Source organism: Mesorhizobium sp. M0587 (genome assembly GCF_040320945.1).
Taxonomy (GTDB): Bacteria; Pseudomonadota; Alphaproteobacteria; order Rhizobiales; family Rhizobiaceae; genus Mesorhizobium.
The window spans coordinates 176,629-199,328 of the sequence record NZ_JAMYQP010000006.1; the positions used below are offsets into that span (position 1 = coordinate 176,629).

Genomic DNA, 22,700 nt, shown 5'->3' on the forward strand with positions numbered 1-22,700 from the left:
CCGGTTCGCTTCAGGCGAATTCCATGATCACGGCGTCCACGGCCAGGCTGTCGCCCGGCTGGGCGTTGAGTCTCGACACGACAAGGTCGCGTTCGGCCCGCAGCACGTTTTCCATCTTCATCGCCTCGACCACCGCCAGCGTCTCGCCGGCCTTGACCTCCTGGCCTTCCGCAACCGCGATCGACACGACGAGGCCGGGCATCGGGCAGAGCAGCAGCTTCGACGTATCCGGGGCCACTTTCTCCGGCATCAGCCGTTCAAGCTCGGCGGTGCGCGGCAGCATGGCGCGCGCGGTCACCGACATGCCTTTCCAGGCGATGCGAAGGCCATTGGCGACCGGCCGGATCTGCGCGGCGATCTTGCGCGTGCCGACCGTGCCGCGCCAGATCAGGTCGCCCGGCCGCCAACCGGACGAAACGGTGAGCGCCTTGCCTCCGTCGATCGACAGATCGATTTCCATCGGGATCGAAATCATGCCTTCGATAATGGACGCCGACAGATAGTCCTCGCCGATCTTCACCACCCAGTCGCGCTTGAGCGCTCCCGAATGCGGCGCCAGCCGGCCGCCCAGCCGGTCGAGCCGGTCGCGGCGCAGCAATTCCACCGCGGTCGCGATCGACGCCAGCACGGCCTTTTCCTCGCCGTCCGGCACGATGGGCGCAAAACCATCGGGATATTCCTCGGCGATGAATCCCGTCGATATCAGCCCTTCGCGCCATCGCGGATGCTGCATCAGTGCTGCCAGAAACGGAATGTTATGCTCGATGCCGTCGACGACAAAACTGTCGAGCGCTTCCGACATGGCGTCTATTGCCTCGAGCCGCGTCGGCGCCCAGGTGCACAGCTTGGCGAGCATCGGGTCGTAGAACATCGAAATCTCCGACCCCTCGGTGACGCCCGTATCGTTGCGGATGACGATGTCGCCGAACTGTCCCTCCTCCGGCGGCCGGTAGCGTGTCAGCCGGCCGATCGACGGCAGGAAATTGCGGTAGGGGTCCTCGGCATAGAGCCGGCTTTCCACCGCCCAGCCATTCAGCTTGATGTCGCTCTGTTTGATGGCAAGTTTTTCGCCGGCGGCTACGCGGATCATCTGTTCGACCAGATCGATGCCGGTGACGAGCTCCGTCACCGGATGCTCGACCTGCAATCGTGTATTCATTTCAAGGAAATAGAAGTTTTTGTCGCTGTCGACGATGAATTCCACCGTGCCGGCGCTTTGGTAATCGACGGCCTTGGCCAGCGCCACGGACTGCTCGCCCATCGCCTTGCGCGTCCTGGCGTCAAGGAACGGCGACGGCGCCTCTTCGGCAACCTTCTGGTTGCGGCGCTGGATCGAGCACTCGCGCTCGCCGAGATAAAGCGCGTTGCCATGCCCATCTGCCAGCACCTGGATCTCGATGTGGCGGGGATCGACGACGAACTTCTCGATGAACAAACGGTCGTCGCCGAACGAGCTCTTCGCTTCCGAGCGCGCCCGGTCGAAACCGTCGCGCACCTCCGACTGGCTCCAGGCGATGCGCATGCCCTTGCCGCCGCCGCCGGCCGAGGCCTTGATCATCACGGGATAGCCGATCTCGCCGGCGATCTTTTCGGCATGGTCGGCGTTCTCGATGACTCCCAGCCAGCCGGGCACGGTCGAGACCTTGGCCGCATTGGCGAACTTCTTCGATTCGATCTTGTCGCCCATCGCCTTGATCGCCATGGGTTTCGGACCGATGAAGACGATGCCCTCGGCCTCCAGCGCTTCGCAGAAAGCGGCCCGCTCGGACAAGAACCCATAACCTGGATGCACGGCCTGGGCGCCTGTTGCCTTGCAGGCGGCGATGATCTTTTCAGGCACGAGATAGCTCTGCGCGGCGGGCGAAGGGCCGATATGCACCGCCTCGTCGGCCATTTCGACATGCACGGCATCGCGATCGGCATCGGAATAGACGGCGACCGAGGCAATGCCCATCCTGCGCGCCGTCCGGATGACGCGGCAGGCGATCTCGCCGCGATTGGCGATCAGGATTTTCGTGAACATGCAGAAGTCATCCCTCGGGTCGGCAGTTCCTTTTATGACCTGTGCCGGCGCGGTCAAGCCGAGCGGGTGGATCACCACCTTTCAATCGATTGGGATTGGAATTCCCGGCATTGATCCAAGTTTGGAACCAGGTCGCTGTTGATCGGCAGCGCAAAACCTGAAACCGTGCGCAAAAATCGCCTTTGGAGGAACATCCTGATGAAAACCCGCGCCGCAGTCGCCTTTGCCGCCGGAAAGCCGCTGGAGATCGTGGAGGTCGACCTCGACGGCCCGCGCGAGGGCGAGGTGCTGGTCGAGATCAAGGCGACCGGCATCTGCCACACCGACGAGTTCACGCTGTCGGGCGCCGATCCCGAAGGCCTGTTTCCGGCCATCCTCGGCCATGAGGGCGCCGGTGTCGTCGTCGATGTCGGCAAGGGCGTCGCTAGCGTCAAGAAGGGCGACCACGTCATCCCGCTCTATACGCCCGAATGCCGGCAATGCCCGTCCTGCCTGTCGAGGAAGACCAACCTGTGCACGGCCATCCGCGCCACGCAGGGCCAGGGCCTGATGCCGGACGGCACCTCGCGCTTCTCGATCGGCAAGGACAAGATCTTTCACTATATGGGCTGCTCGACCTTTTCGAACTTCACCGTGCTGCCGGAGATCGCGGTGGCCAAGGTCAATCCCGACGCGCCCTTCGACAAGATCTGCTACATCGGCTGCGGGGTGACCACCGGCATCGGCGCGGTGATCAACACCGCCAAGGTCGAGCAAGGCGCCACCGCTGTCGTCTTCGGCCTCGGCGGCATCGGCCTCAACGTCATCCAGGGCCTGAAGCTTGCCGGCGCCGACATGATCATCGGCGTCGACCTGAACAACGACAGACAGGCCTGGGGCGAAAAATTCGGCATGACGCATTTCGTCAATCCGAAGGAGATCGACGGCGACATCGTGCCTCACCTCGTCAACCTGACCAAGCGCGGCGCCGACCAGATCGGCGGTGCCGACTACACATTCGACTGCACCGGCAACACCAAGGTGATGCGCCAGGCGCTGGAGGCGTCGCATCGCGGCTGGGGCAAGTCGGTCGTCATCGGCGTCGCCGGTGCCGGCCAGGAGATTTCGACGCGGCCGTTCCAACTGGTCACCGGGCGCACCTGGATGGGCACCGCCTTCGGCGGCGCGCGCGGCCGCACCGACGTGCCCAAAATCGTCGACTGGTACATGGACGGCAAGATCCAGATCGACCCGATGATCACCCACACGCTCAAGCTCGAGGACATCAACAAGGGCTTCGACCTCATGCATGAGGAAAAGTCGATCCGAAGCGTCGTCGTTTACTGAGCCCTGATGGACTATATCGCCACCTGGACGGCGAAAAAGTCAGGCGCCTTGCCGGCCTGACGATTGTAAGAATTTGAGGCACGGGGCCGGACACGTTCCGGCCCCTGCTCGTTCTGGAGAGATGATGCCCGCACCCGCCATCTACGTCGACGCCGATGCCTGCCCGGTCAAGGGAGAGGTCGAAAAAGTCGCCGAACGCCACGGCGTCGTCGTCACCTACGTCTCCAATGGCGGCCTGCGGCCGTCGCGCGATCCGATGATCCGCAATGTCGTCGTTTCCAAGGGCGCCGACGCCGCCGACGACTGGATCGTCGACAACGCAAAACCCAATGACGTCGTGATCACATCAGACATTCCGCTTGCCGCCCGCACGGTGGCGCTCGGCGCGCACGTGCTTGGGCCCACGGGGCGTCCATTCACGCCCGAAACGATCGGCATGGCGGTCGCGATGCGCGACCTCAAGCAGCATCTGCGCGAGACCGGCGAAAGCAACGGCTACAATGCCAGCTTCGCGCCGCAGGACCGCTCGCGGTTCCTCGGCGAACTCGACCGCATCTTGCGGCGGGCGCTCAAATCCGCCACACCGAACTGATCCGAACGCCTTCCAAGGCTGGGCCATGGCCACCGACACGTCGATGAAACCACCGATGCACCGGCACATGCAGTTCATGACGGCCTTGTGCGTGGGCGCGGCGACCCTGGCGATCGCCCTCTTCTCGGGCGTGCCGGCTCCGCATTCGACTTCGATCGGCGCCAACGCGTTCTTCGTTGCATATCTGGCGCTGGTCCTGGCGCAGATGCCACGATTGAAGGCAGGCTATCTCAGCCATAACGCCCGCGACGCGGACCTTCCCCTGCTGGGCATCTTTGCCATCACTGTCGCCATCGTCGCTACCGCCATCTTCCTGCTGTTCAACGCCAAGGGCACCTCTCTGCTTTGGCTCCTGGTCACACTCGTTTCGGTGCCGCTTGGCTGGTTTACCATCCATGCGATGGCGGCAATGCACTATGCCCATGTCTACTGGATGGACGGCGATGTTTTCGATGACAAAACAAAGAAGAAGATTCCTGTCGGTGGCCTCGATTTCCCGGGCGGGAAACGGCCGGAGGGCTGGGACTTCCTCTATTTCGCCACCGTCATCGGCATGACCGCACAGACCGCAGACACGAGCATCACGACCTCGCATATGCGCCAGGTCGTGATGGTTCACTCGATCCTTTCCTTCTTTTTCAACACGGTCATCGTGGCCGCGGCGGTCAACCTCGCCATTAATCTCCGTTAGCCGTAATAAATTCGTGATCGGATGAAACATCGCTTTGGCTGGCGACGTATTGGGAGGAGAACGTTGAGCGCATGAGGCCGGCTCGAAGTCGGCCGACCGGGAGGCAGGAGCACGATGGAATCGGTTGCCAGGAGCCAATCAGCCGCCGGCGTGGACGCAATCGCCCCGAACGGCGACACGCTGATCTACCGGCAGTCGCGCTGGACGCGGCTGACGCACTGGATCTGGGCCATTTCGCTGTTCTTCATGCTGCTTTCCGGCCTGCAGATCTTCAATGCCCGCCCGCAGCTCTATATCGGCAAGCAGTCGGGCTTCGAATACAACAACACCATCTTCGCCATCGGCGCCGAGAACACCGACGCCGGGCCGCGTGGCTACACCGAAGTCTTCGGGCACCGCTTCGACACCACCGGCGTTCTCGGCTGGTCGGGGCCGGCAGGCCAGGAGACGTCCCGCGCCTTTCCATCCTGGGCCACGATCCCCTCCTACTATGATCTCGGCACCGCCCGGGTGGTGCATTTCTTCTTCGCCTGGATACTGACAACGACTTTGGTCGTGTGGCTGGTCGCCAGCCTGGTCAATGGCCATCTGCGCCGCGACCTGGCACCCCGTCCAAATGATCTGAAGCGGCTGCCGCGGGACATTGTCGACCATGCCAGGCTCAGATTCCATCACAGGCGGGAATACAACACGCTGCAGAAGATGGCCTATGGCGGCGTGCTGTTCGTGCTGTTGCCTTTGATGATCATCACCGGCCTGGCGATGTCGCCGAGCATGAACTCGGTGCTGCCGTTCCTCAACGACCTGCTCGGCGGCAGGCAGACGGCGCGCACCATCCATTTCACCGTCATGGTGCTGCTCGTCGCCTTCTTCGTCATCCATATCCTGATGATCCTGGCCGCCGGCCCCATCAACGAACTGCGTTCGATCATCACCGGGTGGTACCGCACGGATCCTCCCGCACAGGATGACGAGACGTCCAGGAGGAGTGCCTGACATGGCGAAGTTCGAGATCAGCCGCAGAAAATTCCTGACCGCCGCCAGCCTCGGCGCCTCCGGCATGATGCTGTCGGGTTGCGACGCATTTGACAGCCAGTTGAGCGTTGGCAGCGGGCTGCGCAGCTTCCTCGAAGGTGCCAATGGCCTGACATACCGCGCGCAGCGCCTGCTCGCCGGCCGTGACGCACTGGCGCAGGAATTCACCGAGGCCGACATCCGCCAGCCGCAGCGGCCGAACGGCGTCACCGCACCCGACGACGACGTCTACAAGGGCCTGCTCGGCAACAACTTCGCCGACTGGCGGCTGGAGGTCTCGGGCCTCGTCGAGAAGCCGCTGTCGCTTAGCCGCGAGCAGCTCCAGAACATGCCGAGCCGCACCCAGATCACCCGCCATGACTGCGTCGAAGGCTGGAGCTGCATCGCCAAATGGACCGGCACGCCGCTGTCGCTGGTGCTGGATCAGGCTGTGGTCAAGCCGCAGGCGCGCTACGTCATGTTCCATTGCCTCGACACGATCGACCGCAGTCTTTCCGGCGACATCAAATATTACGGCTCGATCGACCTGATCGATGCCCGCCATCCGCAGACGATCCTCGCCTATGGCCTGAACGGCAAGCCGCTGCCGGTCGAGAACGGTGCGCCGCTGCGCGTCCGAGTCGAGCGCCAGCTCGGCTACAAGATGCCGAAATACCTCTACAAGATCGAACTGGTCGACGGCTTCGCCACTGTCGGCGGCGGCCGCGGCGGCTACTGGGAAGACAATGGATACGACTGGTACGGCGGGATTTGAGACTCAGGCATAACACGCCAAATCAGTGGTTTGACCAAAGTCTTTCAAGCGACCCCAAAGTCTTTCAAGCGACCCAAGGTCCTTCAAGCTACCTTGTCGAGCAGCGGTTTCAGCGCCGGGTGGATTTCCGGCGAGGCGTGCTTGATCAGTGTCAGCAGCGTGCGTTCATTTTCGTGCAGCGGCCGGTCCGCCCCGATATGCTCGATCAACCACCTCGCCTCGCCGGCGTCGATCGTCTCCGCGCGGCGGGCCAGCGCCGCGGTCGCCCTGTTCTTGGCTTCCCACTCGGCCTCGATGTCATCCGGGGACCGATAGGCTTCGATGACGCCGGCAAGACCGCCCGAGATCATGCGGCTGAAGAAGCCGCCGATTTCGGGATCGGCACGATCGAGGAAGGAATCACGGCGAAGCGCCACCTCGCGGGTCGGCGCCTCGTATCCGGCCGAGCACATGACGAAATTGGCGATCGCCTTGACGAACAGATCGTTCCAGGACGGATCGTTGCTGGCCTGGGCGGTGCGCTCATTGATCCTGAACAGCACCTCGGCCTCGGCGCGAGTGATTGCGATGTTGCCGTCGCCGCCATGGGCATGCAGGATCCGGCGCAGCAGCTCGACCTCTGCCTTGGCGATCAGCCCGGGCACCAGCGCACCACCCAGCATCAGCGGCCCCTTGCCGTCGACGACTGCGTGAGCCACCTGCTCCAGAGCGTAGACGCAAAGCCGGCTCGGCGACGATTTCGCCTCCTCCAGCACATGGACCAGCAATTCGAGTTCGGTCCGGCTGTCGACCATGCCGTCGCGCGAGATCGTGCGAACCAGCCAGTCGGCATTGTCCTGCGAAATGTAGCCTTCCGGCTTTTCCTGGTGGATGATGTAGTCGGTGACCGCCTCGACGAAGAATTTAGGCCATTCCGCGCATTTGTCCCGCGCCGTCGCGTCGAGCGCGAACAGCGCCTCGGCCTCGCCGCGCGTCACCACGCCGTCGCCGAACACCTCATGCCGCAGCATCGCCACGTCTTCCGCGGTGATGCGGGTTTTCGAGGTCAGCCCCGCCACCGGCGCACTCATGATCAATTCGCCCATTTGCCGTCCCCGTCCGCTGCCGGCAAACACCGGCCCCAAAGCGTCACACCTGCCGATATATCGATAGTGTCTTGAAAAACCGGCAAACGGCGTGGTTAGCGAAGACTTGTCAGCCAATGCATGTCGCCCAAAAAGTGGGCAGCGGTTTTTAGGAGAACCACATGCATCAAAGCTGTCGTTGACAGGTGACAATGTGTCGTCGACGGGCTATGGATGGCGCGTCGAGGGCTCATGTTTTGAGTCCTACCTGTTTGCGGGAGAGAGCAGCGAAAGCTGTCGCCGAAGGGGAAATCGCCCGAAATCTCTCAGGCAAAAGAACCGTAGACGGGAAAGACACTCTGGAAAGTCGGGGCTTGCCCCCGCGCCGAAGGTGTAAGCGCCGCTGACAGAGTTCCGGCTGCGCGAGTCTCTCAGGCTTCAGACAGAGGGGCACGGACTGGTCGCCATTCGCGACCGATTGCGTGCGACTCTGGAGATGACATGACGGGCGACGACACCAGACACCTTCCCCTCGAAGACATCCACATGGCCGCCGGTGCGCGCTTTGGCGCGTTCGCCGGATGGTCGATGCCGCTGACCTATCCGGCCGGCGTCATGAAGGAACACCTTCACACCCGCGAGCATGCCGGCCTGTTCGACATCTCGCACATGAAGCTGTTCGAGGTCAGCGGACCGGGTGCAGTCGCGCTGCTCAACCGCGCTTGCCCGCTGGATGCCAGCGCACTCGAAACCTCGCAATCCAAACTGTCCTTCTTCCTCAATGAAGCAGCCGGCATTCTGGACGATCTCATCGTCACCCGCCTCGGCGATATCAGGTTCATGGTGGTCGCCAACGCCGGCAACGCCACCGCCGACGAGAAGCATTTGCGTGCCCTGGCAGTCGATTTCGATGCCGGGATCGAGTCGCTCGACCGCGTCTTCCTGGCCATCCAGGGTCCCGAAGCCTGGGCGGCGCTTTCGCGCGCCGGCATCGAGACCGGCTCGCTGCTGTTCATGCACGGTGTCGAGCCGCGCGAAAACTGGTTCATGAGCCGGTCGGGCTATACCGGCGAGGACGGCTTCGAGATCGGCTTGCCGGAGGCCGAGGCGCGCGATCTCGTCGCGAAGCTGCTTGAAGATGAACGCGTGGTGTGGATCGGCCTTGCCGCACGCGACAGCCTGCGTCTGGAAGCCGGGCTCTGCCTGCACGGCCAGGATCTCACCGCGGAGATCGATCCGGCGAGTGCTGCGCTGATGTGGGCGATTCCCAAGGACATCCGCGCCACTGGTTCTTTTGTCGGCGCCGACGCGCTGCGCGCCATACTGGAGCGCGGTCCTTCTCAAAAGCGCGTCGGATTGAAGCCCGAGGGCCGCCAGCCTGTGCGCGCCGGTGCAGCGCTGTTCGACGCCGGCGGCAATCCCGCCGGCCATGTCACGTCAGGCGGCTTCGGCCCTTCGGCCGGCCATCCCGTCGCCATGGGCTACGTCGCGACGCCGCTGACAAAGCCCGGAACACGGCTTTTCGCCGACGTGCGCGGCACGAAAATTCCTGTCGACATCAGTTCCCTGCCCTTCACACCGCATCACTACCGCAAAGGATAATTTTCATGGCAACAACCTATTTCACCGCAGATCACGAGTGGCTCCGCGTCGAGGGCGGTGTCGCCACCGTGGGCATCACCGACTACGCGCAGGAGCAGCTCGGCGATCTCGTCTTCGTCGAACTGCCGGAAACCGGCCGCAAGCTCGCCAAGGGCGACACCGCCGTCGTGGTCGAATCCGTCAAGGCGGCTTCAGACGTCTACGCGCCGGTCGACGGCGAAATCACCGAGGCCAACGGCACGCTGTCATCGGACCCGTCGCTGGTCAATTCGGCCGCGACCGGCGCCGGCTGGCTGTGGAAGATGAGGCTCGCCGACGAAACCCAGCTCGCCGGCCTCATGGATGAAGCTGCCTACAAAGCCCATATCGGCTGATATCAGGACTTATTGACATGACCGCAGCACCCTACCCCTTCTCGGCCCGCCATATCGGCCCGAGCCTCAACGACACCAGAGCCATGCTCGCCGCCATCGGCGTGCCCTCCGTCGAAACGCTGATCAGCCAGTCCGTGCCGAAGTCGATCCGGCTCGACCGGCCGCTTGCCCTGCCCGCACCGGCGAGCGAAGCGGAAGCGCTGAGCGAGCTTTCGGCGACGATGGCCGGGAATACGGTGCTGAAGAGCTTCATCGGCGCCGGCTATCACGGCGTCCATGTGCCGCCGGTCATCCAGCGCAACCTGTTCGAGAACCCGGCCTGGTACACGGCCTACACGCCCTATCAGGCCGAGATCAGCCAGGGCCGCCTCGAAATGCTGTTCAATTTCCAGACGCTGGTCACCGAGTTGACCGGCCTGCCGGTGGCCTCGGCCTCGCTGCTCGATGAAGCGACCGCCGTGGCCGAGGCGGTCGGTATCGCGCTGCGCCACCATCGCGACAAGCGCACCAAGGTAGCGCTTGCCGGCACGCCGCATCCGCAGACGCTGGATGTGGTGCGCACCCGTGCCGAACCGCTCGGCATCGAGATCGACGGCGAGACGATCGACGACAACACAGCCGCCTTGCTCGTCTCCTGGCCCGACACGTTTGGCGTCTATGGCGACCATAAGGCGGCGATCGACAAGGCTCGCGCGACCGGCGCGCTGGTCGTCTTCATCGCCGACCCGCTCGGCCTGACGCTCACCGATGCGCCGGCAGAGCTCGGCGCCGACATCGCTGTCGGTCCGATGCAGCGCTTCGGCGTGCCGATGGGCTTTGGCGGCCCGCACGCCGCTTATTGCGCCGTCTCCGACAGGCTGACGCGGCTGATGCCTGGGCGCCTCGTCGGCCAGTCCACCGACAGCAAGGGCCGGCCCGGCTACCGTCTCGCCTTGCAGACGCGCGAGCAGCATATCCGCCGCGACAAGGCGACCTCCAACATCTGCACCGCACAGGCGCTGCTCGCCAATATGGCGACCGCTTACGCAATTTGGCACGGCCCCGCCGGATTGCAGGCGATCGCCGGGCGCATCCACGCGCTGGCCAACCGTCTGGCAAGCGGCCTCGATGCGGCAGGCGTATCAGTCGTCGGCGCCAGCCGCTTCGACACGGTGACGGTGGAGGCGAAGGGCAAGGCCGCGCAGATCGCCACCGCGGCCGAAAAGACCGGCCGGCTGCTGCGCGTTATCGACGCCGACCATGTCGGCATCAGCTTCGACGAGACCTCGACCGATGCCGACCTCGACGCCATCGCGGCCCTGTTCGGGGCCAAGGCCGGCCCCTCGGCCGACAGCACGGTACCCGGCACGCCGCGCGGCAAGGAGTTTCTGACCCAGCCGGTCTTCCACGAAAACAAGTCGGAAACCGACATGATGCGCTTCCTGCGCCGGCTGGCCGACAAGGACCTGGCGCTCGACCGCGCCATGATCCCCCTGGGATCCTGCACGATGAAGCTCAACGCCGCGGCCGAGATGATGCCGGTGAGTTGGCCTGAGATCGCCAATTTGCATCCCTTCGCGCCATCAGCCCATTCGGCCGGCTATCGCGTCATGATCGGCGAACTGGAAGGCTGGCTGTCGGAGATCACCGGCTTCGATGCCGTCACCTTGCAGCCCAATGCCGGCAGCCAGGGCGAATATGCCGGGTTGCTCGCCATTCGCGGCTATCACCGCTCGCGCGGCGACAACCACCGCACCGTCTGCCTTATCCCCTCTTCGGCGCACGGCACCAATCCGGCGAGCGCCGCGATGGCCGGCATGAGCGTCGTCGTCGTGCGCTGCACCGAGGACGGCAACATCGACATGGACGACATGAAGGCCAAGGCGGCCGAACACGCGCCAAACCTCGCGGCGCTGATGTTCACCTATCCGTCGACGCATGGCGTGTTCGAGGAAGGTGCGCGCGATCTCTGCGCCCTGATCCACGAGCATGGCGGGCAGGTCTATTTCGACGGCGCGAACCTCAACGCGCTGGTCGGGCTGGCCCGCCCCGGCGACATCGGCGCCGACGTCTGCCATATGAACCTGCACAAGACCTTCTGCATCCCGCATGGCGGCGGCGGCCCCGGCGTCGGCCCGATCGGCGTCAAGGCGCATCTGAAGCCCTATCTGCCCGGCCATGTCACCGAAGGCTCGACGCATGCTGTCTCCGCCGCCCCGTTCGGCAGCGCCTCGATCCTGCCGATCACCTGGATGTATATCCGCATGATGGGGGCGTCCGGCCTCAAGCAGGCGACCGAGACGGCGATCGTTTCGGCAAACTACGTGGCGACGCGGCTCGCACCGCACTTCCCGCTCCTCTACAAGGGCAGGCACGATCGCGTCGCGCATGAGTGCATTCTCGACACCCGCGTGCTCAAGGACAGCGCCGGCATCAGCGTCGACGACATCGCCAAGCGGCTGATCGACTACGGCTTCCATGCGCCGACCATGTCGTTCCCGGTCGCCGGCACGCTGATGGTCGAGCCGACCGAGTCCGAACCGAAGCGGGAACTCGACCGCTTCTGCGAGGCGATGATCGCCATAGCAGGCGAAGCAGCGAAAGTGGCCAAGGGCGAATGGCCCTTGACCGACAATCCGCTGGTCAACGCACCGCACACCGCCGCCGAGGCGCTGGCCGGCCAGTGGATCCATCCCTATTCGCGCCTGGAAGCGGCCTATCCCGCCGGCGATGCCGACACATCAGCAAAGTACTGGCCGCCGGTATCGCGCATCGACAACGTCGCCGGCGACCGCAACCTGGTCTGCTCCTGCCCGCCTCTGTCGGATTATCTGGGAGCCGCAGAATAGTCTTTTTGGACTACGCCGAACGCAAGGCCGGCTCGGCCTTGCCCGCTCCCGTGCGGCTGACGACGCAGTTTCGCCCGGCGCGCTTGGCAGCGTAGAGCGCCGCGTCGGCCTCGGCCAGCACCTCGTGGAGGGTGCTGCCGTCGGCCGCGCCAAAGCCGATGCCGCCGCTCACCGTGCTGCGCAACGGACCGTGCTGGGTGGCAACGATTTCAGTGCCGAACGCAACGCCGATCTTGCTGGCGAGATCGTAGGCCCGCTCTTCCGTCATCCGCGACATGACGATTGCGAATTCCTCGCCGCCGAGGCGAAAGGCATCGACACCGGTCCTGGCATATTTCTTGATGACCGCGGCGAAGCGGCACAGAACCTGGTCCCCAACCGGATGGCCGTAAATGTCGTTGGTCCTCTTGAAATGGTCGAGGTCGAACATGACAACAGACATGAACGGACCAAACGTCCGCTCGCCATAGAGCGACGTCAACCCGCGCCGGTTCATCAGCCCGGTCAATGGATCCGTCATGGTCTCTGCCTTCAGTTCGATCTGCGCCTGCAGATGATGGAGGGAGAGCGTCAATGCACCGAGGCCGGTCATGCAAGCCACCGCCACGACCGAATTCAGCCGTTCGGCCCAGTTGTCGGGCGCGGTCGCGAGTGTCCACTGCCCCTTGGTCAGCAGGACCAGCGCGCAAAGCGCGAACGATAGCGCGCAGGTGCCGCTCAGAAACGAAACCACCAGCAGGATCCGGCGATCGTGACTGCCATTGACCCAGAACATGGCGCCGATCGCCGACAACAGTGCAGTCACAGTGGTGTAGGTGACGATGAAGCCAACTCCATCGAAGCCCAGCAAGGTCACGGTCGCGCAGACGAGCATGGCAACAAGCGTCGGCAAGACGACACGCCTGTAATCCGGCACGCCGAGATACTGCATGGTCGACAGGCAGATGATCAGGAACCCCAGGCTGAGCAGTGCAAGCGCGATCTGGCAAAGCAGCGGATCAGGCTCCCTGGTGTAGCGCCAGAACAGGATCACATGCGCGACGAGCACGAGAATGCCGCATGCCACCGTCAAGACGAAGCCTGCCCGCGGCGCGGTGAGCCAGATCGCGAACATGGTGATGCTGAGGCAGGTGCCCGACAGCGCAGCCGCGAGCAGAAGCGAACTGAAGTCCAACATATCAGGCGAGGGCCCCTTAGAGCATCTTGCAACCAAGCGGCGGCGCGTGGCGTAGCAGAAATGCGGCTAGAACAAATAGACAGAGCGGGATGCCGGGTTCAATTCATTTGCGTCCGCTCCAGCGTCGGCGGTTGCGCTGCATTCTAGGTCAGCGACAGCCCTCGAATGTCATTTTTCAGCGGATCTTTCGGCTCAACCTGCGGATAGGGTTTACAAAGCGTCGATGGCAGCTGTCCCGAAAACAACCATGGCGGGCGCCGGCAGCGGACGACCTCAACCCCTGTTCAACAGGGCCAGGTTGGCGTTGACGACGGTGGCGTCGGCCATGCCGGCTTTCGCTTCGAGCAGCAGCACCCTGGCTTTCTTCTTGTTGCCGCGCAACAATTGCGAATAGCCCATATTGTTGACGATCTGCGGCTTGCGGCCGGCGACCCTCAGCAGTTGGTCGTAGGCGCGGTCGGCAAAGTCGAAGCGGCCGAGTTCGTCATAGGCGGCGGCGAGCCCCATCCAGGCTTCGGCGTTGTCGGCCTTCAACTCGACGGCCTTGCGGAAATGCTGTTCGGCGAGGCCATAATTGGCGTCGCGAAACTGCGCCTTGCCTTCGGTCAGATCGGATGCGCTGACATCCCCGGCCGCTGGCTGAATGGCCGTGGTCTTGGTCGTATCGACAGCGCTGGTCGAGCAGCCGGTGACCATAAAGACGACCGCCATCGCGACGGCCGCCGCCGTGAACCTCGTGTGACGCATGCCCTGCCCCGTCGCCCGATTTGCCGGGTCGTTCTTCAGGAAGGACACTACATCCGAGCGATTAAGCTTCGGTGCCGAAACGCGCTTAAATTGGGGCTTCGAGCACACCAGCCATTAACCAGTGGGCGGGCCGCAGCTATGACAACCGTAGTGGCGGCATGGCCGCGGGAACATGGTGTGTCGTCGCGCGTACGGCATTCGAGCGAAGCTTATTTCCCGAAGACCCCTGCGGCAAATACGCTGGCCGCGTCACTCCGGTTCCAGGCCCTTGAGCCCCGCCGGAACCGTATACCGGCTGCCGTCATAGCGCAGCCGATAGGTTTGGCTCATGGACTTGCCGGGATGGGACTGGCACTCGCCATTGTTATCGGGCAACGGATTGTCGGTATCCATCCGTTCGACCACCGTGATGTCGTGGTAGCCATCATGTTTGGCCGGGCTCATCGCCAGGCTCACCTGACTGGTATGGAAGGAGCCGGCGCAATTGGTATCGCCCTCGCCGCCATTGCCGGCCACGACGAGGCCATCGAGCACCATCCGCAGGGCATCGCCGTCGACGGCATAGAGCCGCAGGTCGGTCTCACTGAAGGGATTAGGCAGCGAATTGTTCGCCATTTCGATGCGCAGGCCGAAGGCGGAGACATCGGGCGCCAGCGCATACCGGCCGGTATCGAGTTCCACCTTGCGGATGGCGATGGCATCATCATTCATCAGCCCGGGCTGCAGCAGGCGCTGGCGCACCTTGCGGCTTTTCCGGTCGACGACCAGAAGCTCGATATCGCCGGCATGCGCGTAATCGCTGGGTTGGGAACTATCCATCAGCGGCACCGCAACCAACAGCAGATCGTCATGGGCGGGCCAGATCTTGCAGACCAGCCCCGGCGGGTCGCCATATGCAGACGTCAGGGCGATGCTGGTGTGGGGTTCGAGCGTGAACGAGGCGCCGTCGGCGTTCTTGCGGGCCTTGGGATAGGCTTGCTGCACCAAAGCGGCGGCATCGCCGCAATCGCTTCCAGCGGCCTGGGCGGGCGACAGGCTGATGAACGCGAGGCTGAGGAAGGTAGGCAACAGAATTCGCATGGGATTCTCCCGTCGTAACGCAGGCAGCCTGCCCATTGCAGGCCGGCATCACCTGAATACCAGCGCAGCTTAATGGGCGCCCGTCAGTTTGACGATGATCGGAATGATCGCGATCATCAGCACCACCGGCAGGATGCAGACGGTGACCGGCACCGACATCTTGGCCGGCAAGGCGTGTGCCTTCTCCTCGGCCAGCGACATGCGCTTGTGACGCATTTCATCGGAAAAGACCCGCAGCGCACCCGACAGGCTGGTGCCAAGCTCCTTCGACTGCTGCAACAGCGTTGCGAACGAGCGAACCTCGTCCAGGCTCAGGCGCTCGGCCAGCGCCTTCAGCGCATCGTCGAGGCTGCGCCCCGCCCTCAGTTCCAGCGACACCAGTTGCAGGTTTTGGCTGAGCGCCGGATAGGTCTTGGCGAGTTCCTTCGAGACCCGTTCGATGCCGGCCTCCATGCTCATGCCGGCATCCGAGCAGACGATCATCAGGTCCATGAAATCGGGAAAGCCGTTGCGGTATTCGCGCATCTTCTCGCGCACCTTCTGCGTCAGGACCAGACCGGGCAGGAAGTAGCCGGCCACGCCTGAAAGGGTGACGAATGCCCAGCGGCTGGTCATCGTCGCGTCGGCGCTGGCCATCCAATGATTGACGACAAAGGCGCCGGTCGCGGCGCCGACGAGCGCCGCGAAACGTATCAGGAAGAACATGCCGACCGCGCGCGGCTCCATGTAACCCGCCTGGATCAGCTTCATGCGCAACCGGGCGACATTTTCCGGGTCGCTCTTGGCGTAGAACTCCTGCGCCCGCTTCACGGCCTTCTCGCGCACGACGTTTGAATTCTTCTTCTGCACCGGCTCGGGCTTCGCGGCCACGGGCGCGTCGACCTTGAGCCGGCGCTTGACGTCGTTGCGGTCGCCCTTCGCAACCACCATCGGCCAGACAACCGCGAAGGCGCCCGCGACAAGCATCAGCACGGCCACAGGCACCAATGAGGTGGGTGCGAGCGAGGCGAGAAATTCGACCAGGGCCCGCATGTCAGAACCGGAAATTCGACATCTTGAACATCATCAGATTGCCAAGCATCAGCCAGGCGATCGATCCGCCAATCAGGTACCAGGTCTTCGGTTCATCCCAGACATCGCGGTAGAAGGCCGGCATCAGCGCCATGATGGCGGCAAACAGCAGCGCCGGTATCGCCGTCAGGATGTAGGCCGACATGCGGCCTTCGGTCGAAATGGCGCGCACCTTGCGGCGCAGCTTGCCGCGCTCGCGGATCGTCAACGCCAGGCCGTCCAGGATTTCGCGCAGATTGCCGCCTGAACTGGACTGGATCGAGACGGCGGTTATGAACAGGGGCAGATCCTCATGGCCGACCCTGTCGGACAGCGAATTCAATGCCGTGACCAGATCGGAACCATACGTCACCTCATCGGCGATGACGCCGAATTCGGTGCCGATCGGATCGGGCATCTCGCGCGACACCATGGCGATGGCCACCGGCACCGGATGGCCGGCCTTCAGGCCGCGCGTAATCAGTTCGAGCGCTTCCGGCAATTGCATGCCGAACCGCTTCAGCCGGCGCTTGCGCTTGAAGCGCATCGCCACGACAGGCAGCACCGGCACCAGCACGACAAAAAGCACAAGTCCCATGAGCAGGGACGAACCATACGAGATGGCGAGCAAGGCCACGCCCATCGCCACACCCGAGGTGATCATCAGGAACTTCGACAACGGCATGATCATGCCCGATTGCGTGCGCAGGGCGCGAAACCGGTCCGGCGAGAACAGCGAGGTACCCGCGTCGAGGCCGCGTTCCTTGCGCAGCTGGATCAGCACCTGCTCCTGGCTGATCTTGTTTTCCTGCAGTTTCATGCGCCGGTTGATGGCGGTACGCTTGTCGCTGCGGCCGGCATAGAGAAGATAGCAGGCCTCGGCGACCATGATGCCGGTCAGCGCGGCCCCGGCATAAACCACATAGATCGCGCTGAACCCGTCCAACACCTTGGCTACTCCTGCGGCCGGCCGGGTTCGAAATAGCGTCCGGGAAACTCGATGCCAATGGCGCGCAGGTCCTCCAGGAAGCGTGGCCGAATGCCGGTCGCCTCGAAATACCCAAGAATTCCGCCATCGGCATCCATGCCGGTGCGCACGAAGCGAAATATCTCCTGCATCTGGATGACGTCGCCTTCCATGCCGGTCACCTCGGCGACGCTCGTCACCTTGCGCTTGCCGTCGGAAAGCCGGGTCAATTGAACGATGATATCGATGGCGCTGGCGATCTGGCTGCGGATCGACTGCACCGTCATCGGCATGCCGGTCATGCCCAGCATCTGTTCGAGGCGCGAAATGGCATCGCGCGGCGTGTTGGCGTGGATCGTCGCCATCGAGCCTTCATGGCCGGTGTTCATCGCCTGCAGCATGTCGAATGCTTCCTCGCCGCGGCACTCGCCGAGAATGACGCGGTCGGGGCGCATGCGCAGCGCGTTCTTGACGAGGTCGCGCTGCTTCAGCTCGCCATGGCCTTCGATGTTGGCGGGGCGCGTTTCCATGCGCGCGACATGCGGCTGCTGCAATTGGAGTTCCGCCGCATCCTCGATTGTGATCAGCCGCTCGTCTTCCGGAATGAACGCCGACAGCGCGTTGAGCATCGTCGTCTTGCCGGTGCCGGTACCGCCGGAAATAATCGTCGTCTTGCGGGCATGAACCGCCGCGGCCAGCACTTCGGCCATATTCTGGGTGATGGCGCCGAATTCGACTAGCTTGTGCAGGCCGAGCTTGTTCTTTGAGAATTTGCGGATCGACACCAGCGGCCCGTCGACGCCGACCGGACGGATGGCGGCGTTGAAACGCGAGCCGTCCAGCATGCGGGCATCGACCATGGGCTGCGATTCGTCGACGCGGCGGCCGACCGCCGCGACGATTTTGTTTATGATTCTAAGCAGATGCGCCTCATCCTTGAACGGAATATGGACCTGCTGGAGCTTGCCTTTCTTTTCGATGAAGCAGTTCTGATGGCCGTTGATCAGGATGTCGTTGATCTCGGGATCCTTGAGCAGCGGCTCGAGCGGACCGAGGCCGACCATCTCGTCCACGATGTCGTCGACCAGCGCATCGAGTTCGGCGGTGTTGATTGCCATTCGTTCCTGGCGGGTTTTTTCCGACACGAAATCATGCACCTGCCGGCGCATCTCGTCCTTGGGCAAGCGCTCCAGCGCAACAAGGTTGATCTCCTCGAGCAGCAACCGGTGAATGCGCACCCGCGCGTCGAGCACCTTGTTGGCGTTCTTCGCCGGTGCTGCCTCAGGCCTAGCCGGCGACGTTTTTCTGTTGCTCGGGATGACGACCGCATGATGCGCGACCGGCGTCGATTCCGCCGGGCGCTGCGGACGGGCGTCGCGGTTCTGAAGCGTGGAGAAACGGCTGGTCATCCGGCCTTCCTCTTCAGCAGGCCTTTGCCGATGCTGAACAGCGACCTCGACTTGCCGCCGATCGAGACCGCCTCTTCCGGAAGGATGATCTTCTTCAGGTCATTGACGACATTGGCGTTCGGATCGATCTCGTGCAGGGGCACGCCGCGATCGACCGCCTCGCGCACCAGCCGGTAATTGTTGGCAATGCCGCCGACGAAATGCTCGCCGAGTATCTCCTGGACGTCCGCCTGCTTGATGCCGTTGTCGAACATCTTCTGTTCGAAACGGTTGACGATGACGTTCGGCTTCACTTCCTTGCCCGCGGTCTCGTAGACCGCCTGGATCAGCCGTTGCGTGTGGCGCAGGCACGGCACCGTCATTTCGGCGACGATATAGAGCTTGTTGGAGCCGAGCAGCACCGTCTCCGTCCAGGGAAACCAGGTGCGCGGCATGTCGATGACGACATTGTCGAAATAGGCCGAGACGAGATCCAGCATGCGCACCACGACATCGGTCTTGAACGAACGCATTTCCGCCGGTTGCGTCGGCGCCGCCAGAACACAAAGTCCGCTGGCGTGCTTCGACAACATGACGTCGAGCAGTTGCCGGTCCAGGCGTTCGGGCTGGTTTTCGATCTCGGTGATGTCGAAGCGTGGTTCCAGATCGAGATATTCGGCGCAGGCCCCCTGCTGGAAGTTGAGGTCGACGACGCAAGTTGAGGCGCCGCGCGTTACCGAATGATGCAGTTGGAACGCCGTCTGCAAGGCCAGCGTCGTGGTGCCTACGCCGCCCGCGGCCGGCATGAAGGTGTAGATCTGCGATTCGGTGTTTTCCTCCCGCCCGGGCCCCTGCAGTGCCCGTACCACCGAGCGCACGAGGTCGGCGGTGGTGATGGGCTTGACCAGGAAATCCGCGACCTTGAGCTGCACCAGGATGCGCGCCGCGGCGGCGTTGAACTCTTGGGTGACGACCACGACCGGGGCCTTGCCCTCTAGCCGGCGCATGACGCGCTGCAGGGCGTCGATCTCGTCCAGCCTTGCCGCATCCATGTCGACGATAATGGCACCGAAGTCGGTCTCCTGGATCTCACCGCGCAATTCGGTGAGATTCTTGTCCACCGTCGACAGCTGGATAACCTCGGAGGCGGCGAATGCGGTCCGCGTGTCCTGCACGAAAGCCCCGTCGGTCGATACGAGCAGGATCTTCTTGGTCTTGATGCCGTTTGCCATTCTGCCTGCCTGTCGATCGTCGCCTGTTGGATTGTCCGTTAAATCAGTCGCTTGTGGAGGACTGCGATGCCTTCGCGGCAGCCGCCTGGTCGGGCGTGACGGCAGCGGCGTTGCCCCGCTGCGCGGGCACAAGCAGCCGCGTGTTCTGGACGCCGTATTTCCAGGGGTCGACCATCTGCATGACGGTGTTGGCGGCCTGCGCGTCACCAGCGCCGGACGTCATCCCTTCGCTGCGCACATAGTCATCGCTGGTGCAGCCGGCGGCGAAGCCGGCAAAGAGCAGGGCGATGCTCGATCTCAAGACCATACGCATGACTTCAGTCCTTCGGCAGGTCGAGGAAATGACCGGCCGTGGTGGCCGCCGCGGGTTGCGTGACACGGCCATCGGCCAGCGCGACTGTGCGGCCGGCATCGGAGCCCTTCACTTCCTCGGTGTTGTTGAGGAAGTAGTCGACATTGCTGGCCGGCTGGGTGCCGTCTGTCGGCTCCGCGAGCTTCTTCGACGGATCGACCGGCTTGACCAGATAGGGTGTGACGATGATCACCAGATCGGTCTCGCGCCGCTGATAGGATTTCGACGAGAACAGCGATCCAAGCACCGGCATCTTGCCGAGGCCGGGAATGCGGGACGTGGTGATGTCATTTTGCGATTGCAGCAAACCGGCGATCATGAAGCTTTGGCCGTTCTTCAGGTCGACCGAGGTCCTGGCGCGGCGCACGATGAAGCCGGGCACCGAGATGGTACCGATGTTGTAGGAGGCCGACGCGTCGATCGAGGAAACTTCCGGCGCGATGTCGAGGCTGACCAGCCCGTCCTTGAGCACGGTCGGCGTGAAATCCAGGCTGACGCCGTATTTCTTGTAGCTGACCGAGATCTTGCCGTTCTCCTCGGAAACGGGGATCGGGAATTCGCCGCCGGCCAGAAAGCTTGCCGTCTCGCCGGAACGAGCGATCAGGTTCGGCTCAGCGAGCCGACGGGCAAGGCCGCGCTCTTCCAGCGCCTTGATGGCGATGTCGATCGAGACGCCATTCGACAAAAGTTTGCCGATGATCTCGCCTGTCCCTGCCGCCGTTATTGACCCCGCGGGCAACGCAACATTGCGCCCACCGATGCCATAGGCGAAATTGGCGGCGTATTTGGCGCCAAGGTCCTGGCTCGCCTGGCGGTTGATCTCGACGAAGCGGACGTTGAGCTGGACTTGCTGCGACGACGAGATGTTGACCGAGTTGATCACTTCCTCGGTGCCGGAAAAGCGCGTCGCGATCTTGTTTGCCTTTTCGGCGGCGACCGCGTCATCCGCCTCGCCCGACAACACGATGCGGCCATTGGCCGAGCCGACCTTGATCCTGGCGTCCGGCACGCTGGCGCGGATGGTGTTCGCCAGTTGGTCGGTGTCGAGCGTCACCTCGATGTCGACGGTGCCGACGAGCTGCTTGTTCTCGTCGAATAGCGCGATGCCGGTGGTGCCGAGATTGTTGCCGAGCACATAAAAGGATTTGTCTGTCAGCGGATTGACGTTGGCGATCTCCGGATCGCCGATGACGATCTGGTAGAAGGCCGCACTGGTCATGATGGTCTTGGGCTTGCCCTTGGCGACCTTGATCGACGCATTCCTGGTCGACGAGACATGGACGACGTCATTGTCCGCCTTGGCCGGGCCGGCGAAGATGCCGGCCGCCGCCATCGTCACCGCCATCGCCAGGGCACGCACGAAACGCGGCCGGCTTGCCATTCGATATTGATGTTGCCTGAACATTGTTCCCGTCCCGTCCGGTCCCCACCGGTCCTGCTCTGGTCCACTCAGGAACCTGATATTCCTATTTCTGGTCCCGCGCAGGAACCTGATATTCCTCGGCCTTCGTGCCACGCGTCACGATGACCGTCTTGAATTTCGGTTTCTCCGGCTCCTTGGTCATCGCCTCGAACAGCGAGCCGGCCGCTGCCTGGGCCTTGGCGGCCACCGATCCGCCGAAGGAAGAGATGGTGGTGACGCCGTCCCTGCCCTCGCCGCCTTCGCTGGCGGAACGAAGCGACAGCGACAGCGTGCCGACGGTGCGGGCAAGCGCAACTTTCTGCGCACCTTCGGTCGTCACCTCGAGCGTCACGGAGTTGGCGACCTGGGGCGTCGTCTGGCGCTCGTCGGCGCCCTGCCCGACGCTGAGCACCTTGGCGTCGGCGACCACGATCTCGGAGGTTATCGTCGAACCGGCCGCCCCTTGCGCGTTCTTGGCCACTTCCTGGATTTCGCCGGCATCGCGCGTCAGCACGACATCGACACGGTCGCCCGGCGTGACGAAGCCGCCGACACCGGCGATCTCGTCGGTGCGGATGGTCACCGCCCGCATGCCGGGCGTCAGCATGTTGGAGAGCGTCGCGCGGCCGTTCAGCCCCGACAATTTGGTGAGCAGCACCGGTTCGTTGACCTCGATCGGCGACAGCACCACGCGGCCGCCCTCCCCGAGCAATCCGTCGATGGTGGCAAAGGCGCCCTGCGGCAGGGAATCCTGCGGCCAGGGGATTTCGTTGAGCTTGGCGCGCTCGAGTTCCATCCCGTAGCGCAATGGCGCATTCGCGACCACGATGGTCTTGAACTCGATCGTGGGCGCGGCCGGAGCGGCGATCGACGCGGTTTTCTCCTGGGCATCGGCCTTGGCCTGGCTCTTGACCCAGAAATCCGCGGCAAAGATCGAGATCGCGCCGAAAACGGCGGCGATGCCGATCATCGTAATGGCCTTGCCCCTCACGCCGAAACCCCTGATGCCCATCGTT

At 63.5% G+C, this 22,700-nt stretch carries 20 protein-coding genes and 1 riboswitch; of the genes, 8 read left to right on the top strand and 12 right to left on the bottom strand.

The window, feature by feature from the left end:
• Positions 1-10: 10 nt before the first annotated feature.
• Positions 11-2,023: an acetyl-CoA carboxylase biotin carboxylase subunit gene (locus tag NKI49_RS08085; protein WP_352599068.1), complete on the bottom strand. Its 2,013-nt coding sequence runs from the start codon at positions 2,021-2,023 to the stop codon at positions 11-13.
• A 198-nt stretch (positions 2,024-2,221) separates the two neighbouring features.
• On the opposite strand from NKI49_RS08085, the gene NKI49_RS08090 reads away from it, so the two are divergent.
• From NKI49_RS08090 to NKI49_RS08110, 5 genes are all read left to right on the top strand, one after another.
• Positions 2,222-3,349 (top strand): S-(hydroxymethyl)glutathione dehydrogenase/class III alcohol dehydrogenase, encoded by a 1,128-nt coding sequence (locus tag NKI49_RS08090; RefSeq protein ID WP_352599066.1) that lies wholly within the window; start codon positions 2,222-2,224, stop codon positions 3,347-3,349.
• A gap of 124 nt (positions 3,350-3,473) precedes the next feature.
• Complete coding sequence (locus NKI49_RS08095; protein ID WP_352599064.1) at positions 3,474-3,941, top strand: YaiI/YqxD family protein; 468 nt, start codon at positions 3,474-3,476, stop codon at positions 3,939-3,941.
• A 25-nt stretch (positions 3,942-3,966) separates the two neighbouring features.
• Positions 3,967-4,632 (top strand): DUF1345 domain-containing protein, encoded by a 666-nt coding sequence (locus tag NKI49_RS08100; RefSeq protein WP_352599062.1) that lies wholly within the window; start codon positions 3,967-3,969, stop codon positions 4,630-4,632.
• Between the two features lie 114 nt (positions 4,633-4,746).
• Positions 4,747-5,628, top strand: a complete 882-nt coding sequence (locus NKI49_RS08105) for a cytochrome b/b6 domain-containing protein (RefSeq protein ID WP_352599060.1) — start codon at positions 4,747-4,749, stop codon at positions 5,626-5,628.
• A 1-nt stretch (position 5,629) separates the two neighbouring features.
• The gene (locus tag NKI49_RS08110) at positions 5,630-6,421 is read left to right on the top strand and encodes a molybdopterin-binding protein (RefSeq protein ID WP_027025024.1); all 792 of its coding nucleotides are present in this window, start codon (positions 5,630-5,632) and stop codon (positions 6,419-6,421) included.
• 83 nt (positions 6,422-6,504) lie between these two features.
• Here NKI49_RS08110 and NKI49_RS08115 read toward each other — a convergent pair whose 3' ends face one another.
• On the bottom strand, positions 6,505-7,506 hold the full coding sequence (locus NKI49_RS08115; protein ID WP_352599058.1) for a hypothetical protein: 1,002 nt from the start codon (positions 7,504-7,506) through the stop codon (positions 6,505-6,507).
• Positions 7,507-7,750: 244 nt separating this feature from the next.
• Positions 7,751-7,837: riboswitch (glycine riboswitch) on the top strand.
• 149 nt (positions 7,838-7,986) lie between these two features.
• On the opposite strand from NKI49_RS08115, the gene gcvT reads away from it, so the two are divergent.
• The 3 genes from gcvT to gcvP are packed head-to-tail and all read left to right on the top strand — an operon-like array spanning position 7,987 to position 12,289.
• Positions 7,987-9,087: a glycine cleavage system aminomethyltransferase GcvT gene (gene gcvT / locus NKI49_RS08120; RefSeq protein WP_352599056.1), complete on the top strand. Its 1,101-nt coding sequence runs from the start codon at positions 7,987-7,989 to the stop codon at positions 9,085-9,087.
• A 5-nt stretch (positions 9,088-9,092) separates the two neighbouring features.
• Positions 9,093-9,461: a glycine cleavage system protein GcvH gene (gcvH, locus tag NKI49_RS08125; protein WP_352599054.1), complete on the top strand. Its 369-nt coding sequence runs from the start codon at positions 9,093-9,095 to the stop codon at positions 9,459-9,461.
• A 17-nt stretch (positions 9,462-9,478) separates the two neighbouring features.
• Positions 9,479-12,289 (top strand): aminomethyl-transferring glycine dehydrogenase, encoded by a 2,811-nt coding sequence (gcvP, locus tag NKI49_RS08130; RefSeq protein WP_352599052.1) that lies wholly within the window; start codon positions 9,479-9,481, stop codon positions 12,287-12,289.
• Positions 12,290-12,299: 10 nt separating this feature from the next.
• Here gcvP and NKI49_RS08135 read toward each other — a convergent pair whose 3' ends face one another.
• The 10 genes from NKI49_RS08135 to cpaB all read right to left on the bottom strand — a co-directional run bounded on the left by NKI49_RS08135 (position 12,300) and on the right by cpaB (position 22,675).
• Positions 12,300-13,466 (bottom strand): GGDEF domain-containing protein, encoded by a 1,167-nt coding sequence (locus tag NKI49_RS08135; protein WP_352599050.1) that lies wholly within the window; start codon positions 13,464-13,466, stop codon positions 12,300-12,302.
• A gap of 273 nt (positions 13,467-13,739) precedes the next feature.
• Positions 13,740-14,213, bottom strand: a complete 474-nt coding sequence (locus tag NKI49_RS08140) for a tetratricopeptide repeat protein (protein ID WP_352599048.1) — start codon at positions 14,211-14,213, stop codon at positions 13,740-13,742.
• A gap of 249 nt (positions 14,214-14,462) precedes the next feature.
• Positions 14,463-15,293: a PA3715 family protein gene (locus NKI49_RS08145; protein ID WP_352599046.1), complete on the bottom strand. Its 831-nt coding sequence runs from the start codon at positions 15,291-15,293 to the stop codon at positions 14,463-14,465.
• Between the two features lie 69 nt (positions 15,294-15,362).
• Entirely contained in the window at positions 15,363-16,325 is a 963-nt protein-coding gene (locus NKI49_RS08150; protein ID WP_352599044.1) for a type II secretion system F family protein, read from the bottom strand.
• A 1-nt stretch (position 16,326) separates the two neighbouring features.
• On the bottom strand, positions 16,327-17,292 hold the full coding sequence (locus NKI49_RS08155; RefSeq protein WP_352599042.1) for a type II secretion system F family protein: 966 nt from the start codon (positions 17,290-17,292) through the stop codon (positions 16,327-16,329).
• A gap of 5 nt (positions 17,293-17,297) precedes the next feature.
• A complete protein-coding gene (locus tag NKI49_RS08160; RefSeq protein WP_352599040.1) occupies positions 17,298-18,719 on the bottom strand; it encodes a TadA family conjugal transfer-associated ATPase in 1,422 nt (473 codons plus the stop codon).
• Positions 18,716-19,930, bottom strand: a complete 1,215-nt coding sequence (locus NKI49_RS08165; protein ID WP_352599038.1) for a CpaE/TadZ family protein — start codon at positions 19,928-19,930, stop codon at positions 18,716-18,718. The genes NKI49_RS08160 and NKI49_RS08165 overlap by 4 nt, the downstream gene beginning before the upstream one ends.
• A 43-nt stretch (positions 19,931-19,973) precedes the next feature.
• On the bottom strand, positions 19,974-20,243 hold the full coding sequence (locus NKI49_RS08170; protein WP_352599036.1) for a hypothetical protein: 270 nt from the start codon (positions 20,241-20,243) through the stop codon (positions 19,974-19,976).
• Between the two features lie 4 nt (positions 20,244-20,247).
• Positions 20,248-21,687, bottom strand: a complete 1,440-nt coding sequence (locus tag NKI49_RS08175; RefSeq protein WP_502899481.1) for a type II and III secretion system protein family protein — start codon at positions 21,685-21,687, stop codon at positions 20,248-20,250.
• Between the two features lie 61 nt (positions 21,688-21,748).
• Positions 21,749-22,675, bottom strand: coding sequence for a Flp pilus assembly protein CpaB (cpaB, locus tag NKI49_RS08180; protein WP_352599034.1), 927 nt, complete (start codon positions 22,673-22,675; stop codon positions 21,749-21,751).
• Positions 22,676-22,700 lie beyond the last annotated feature (25 nt).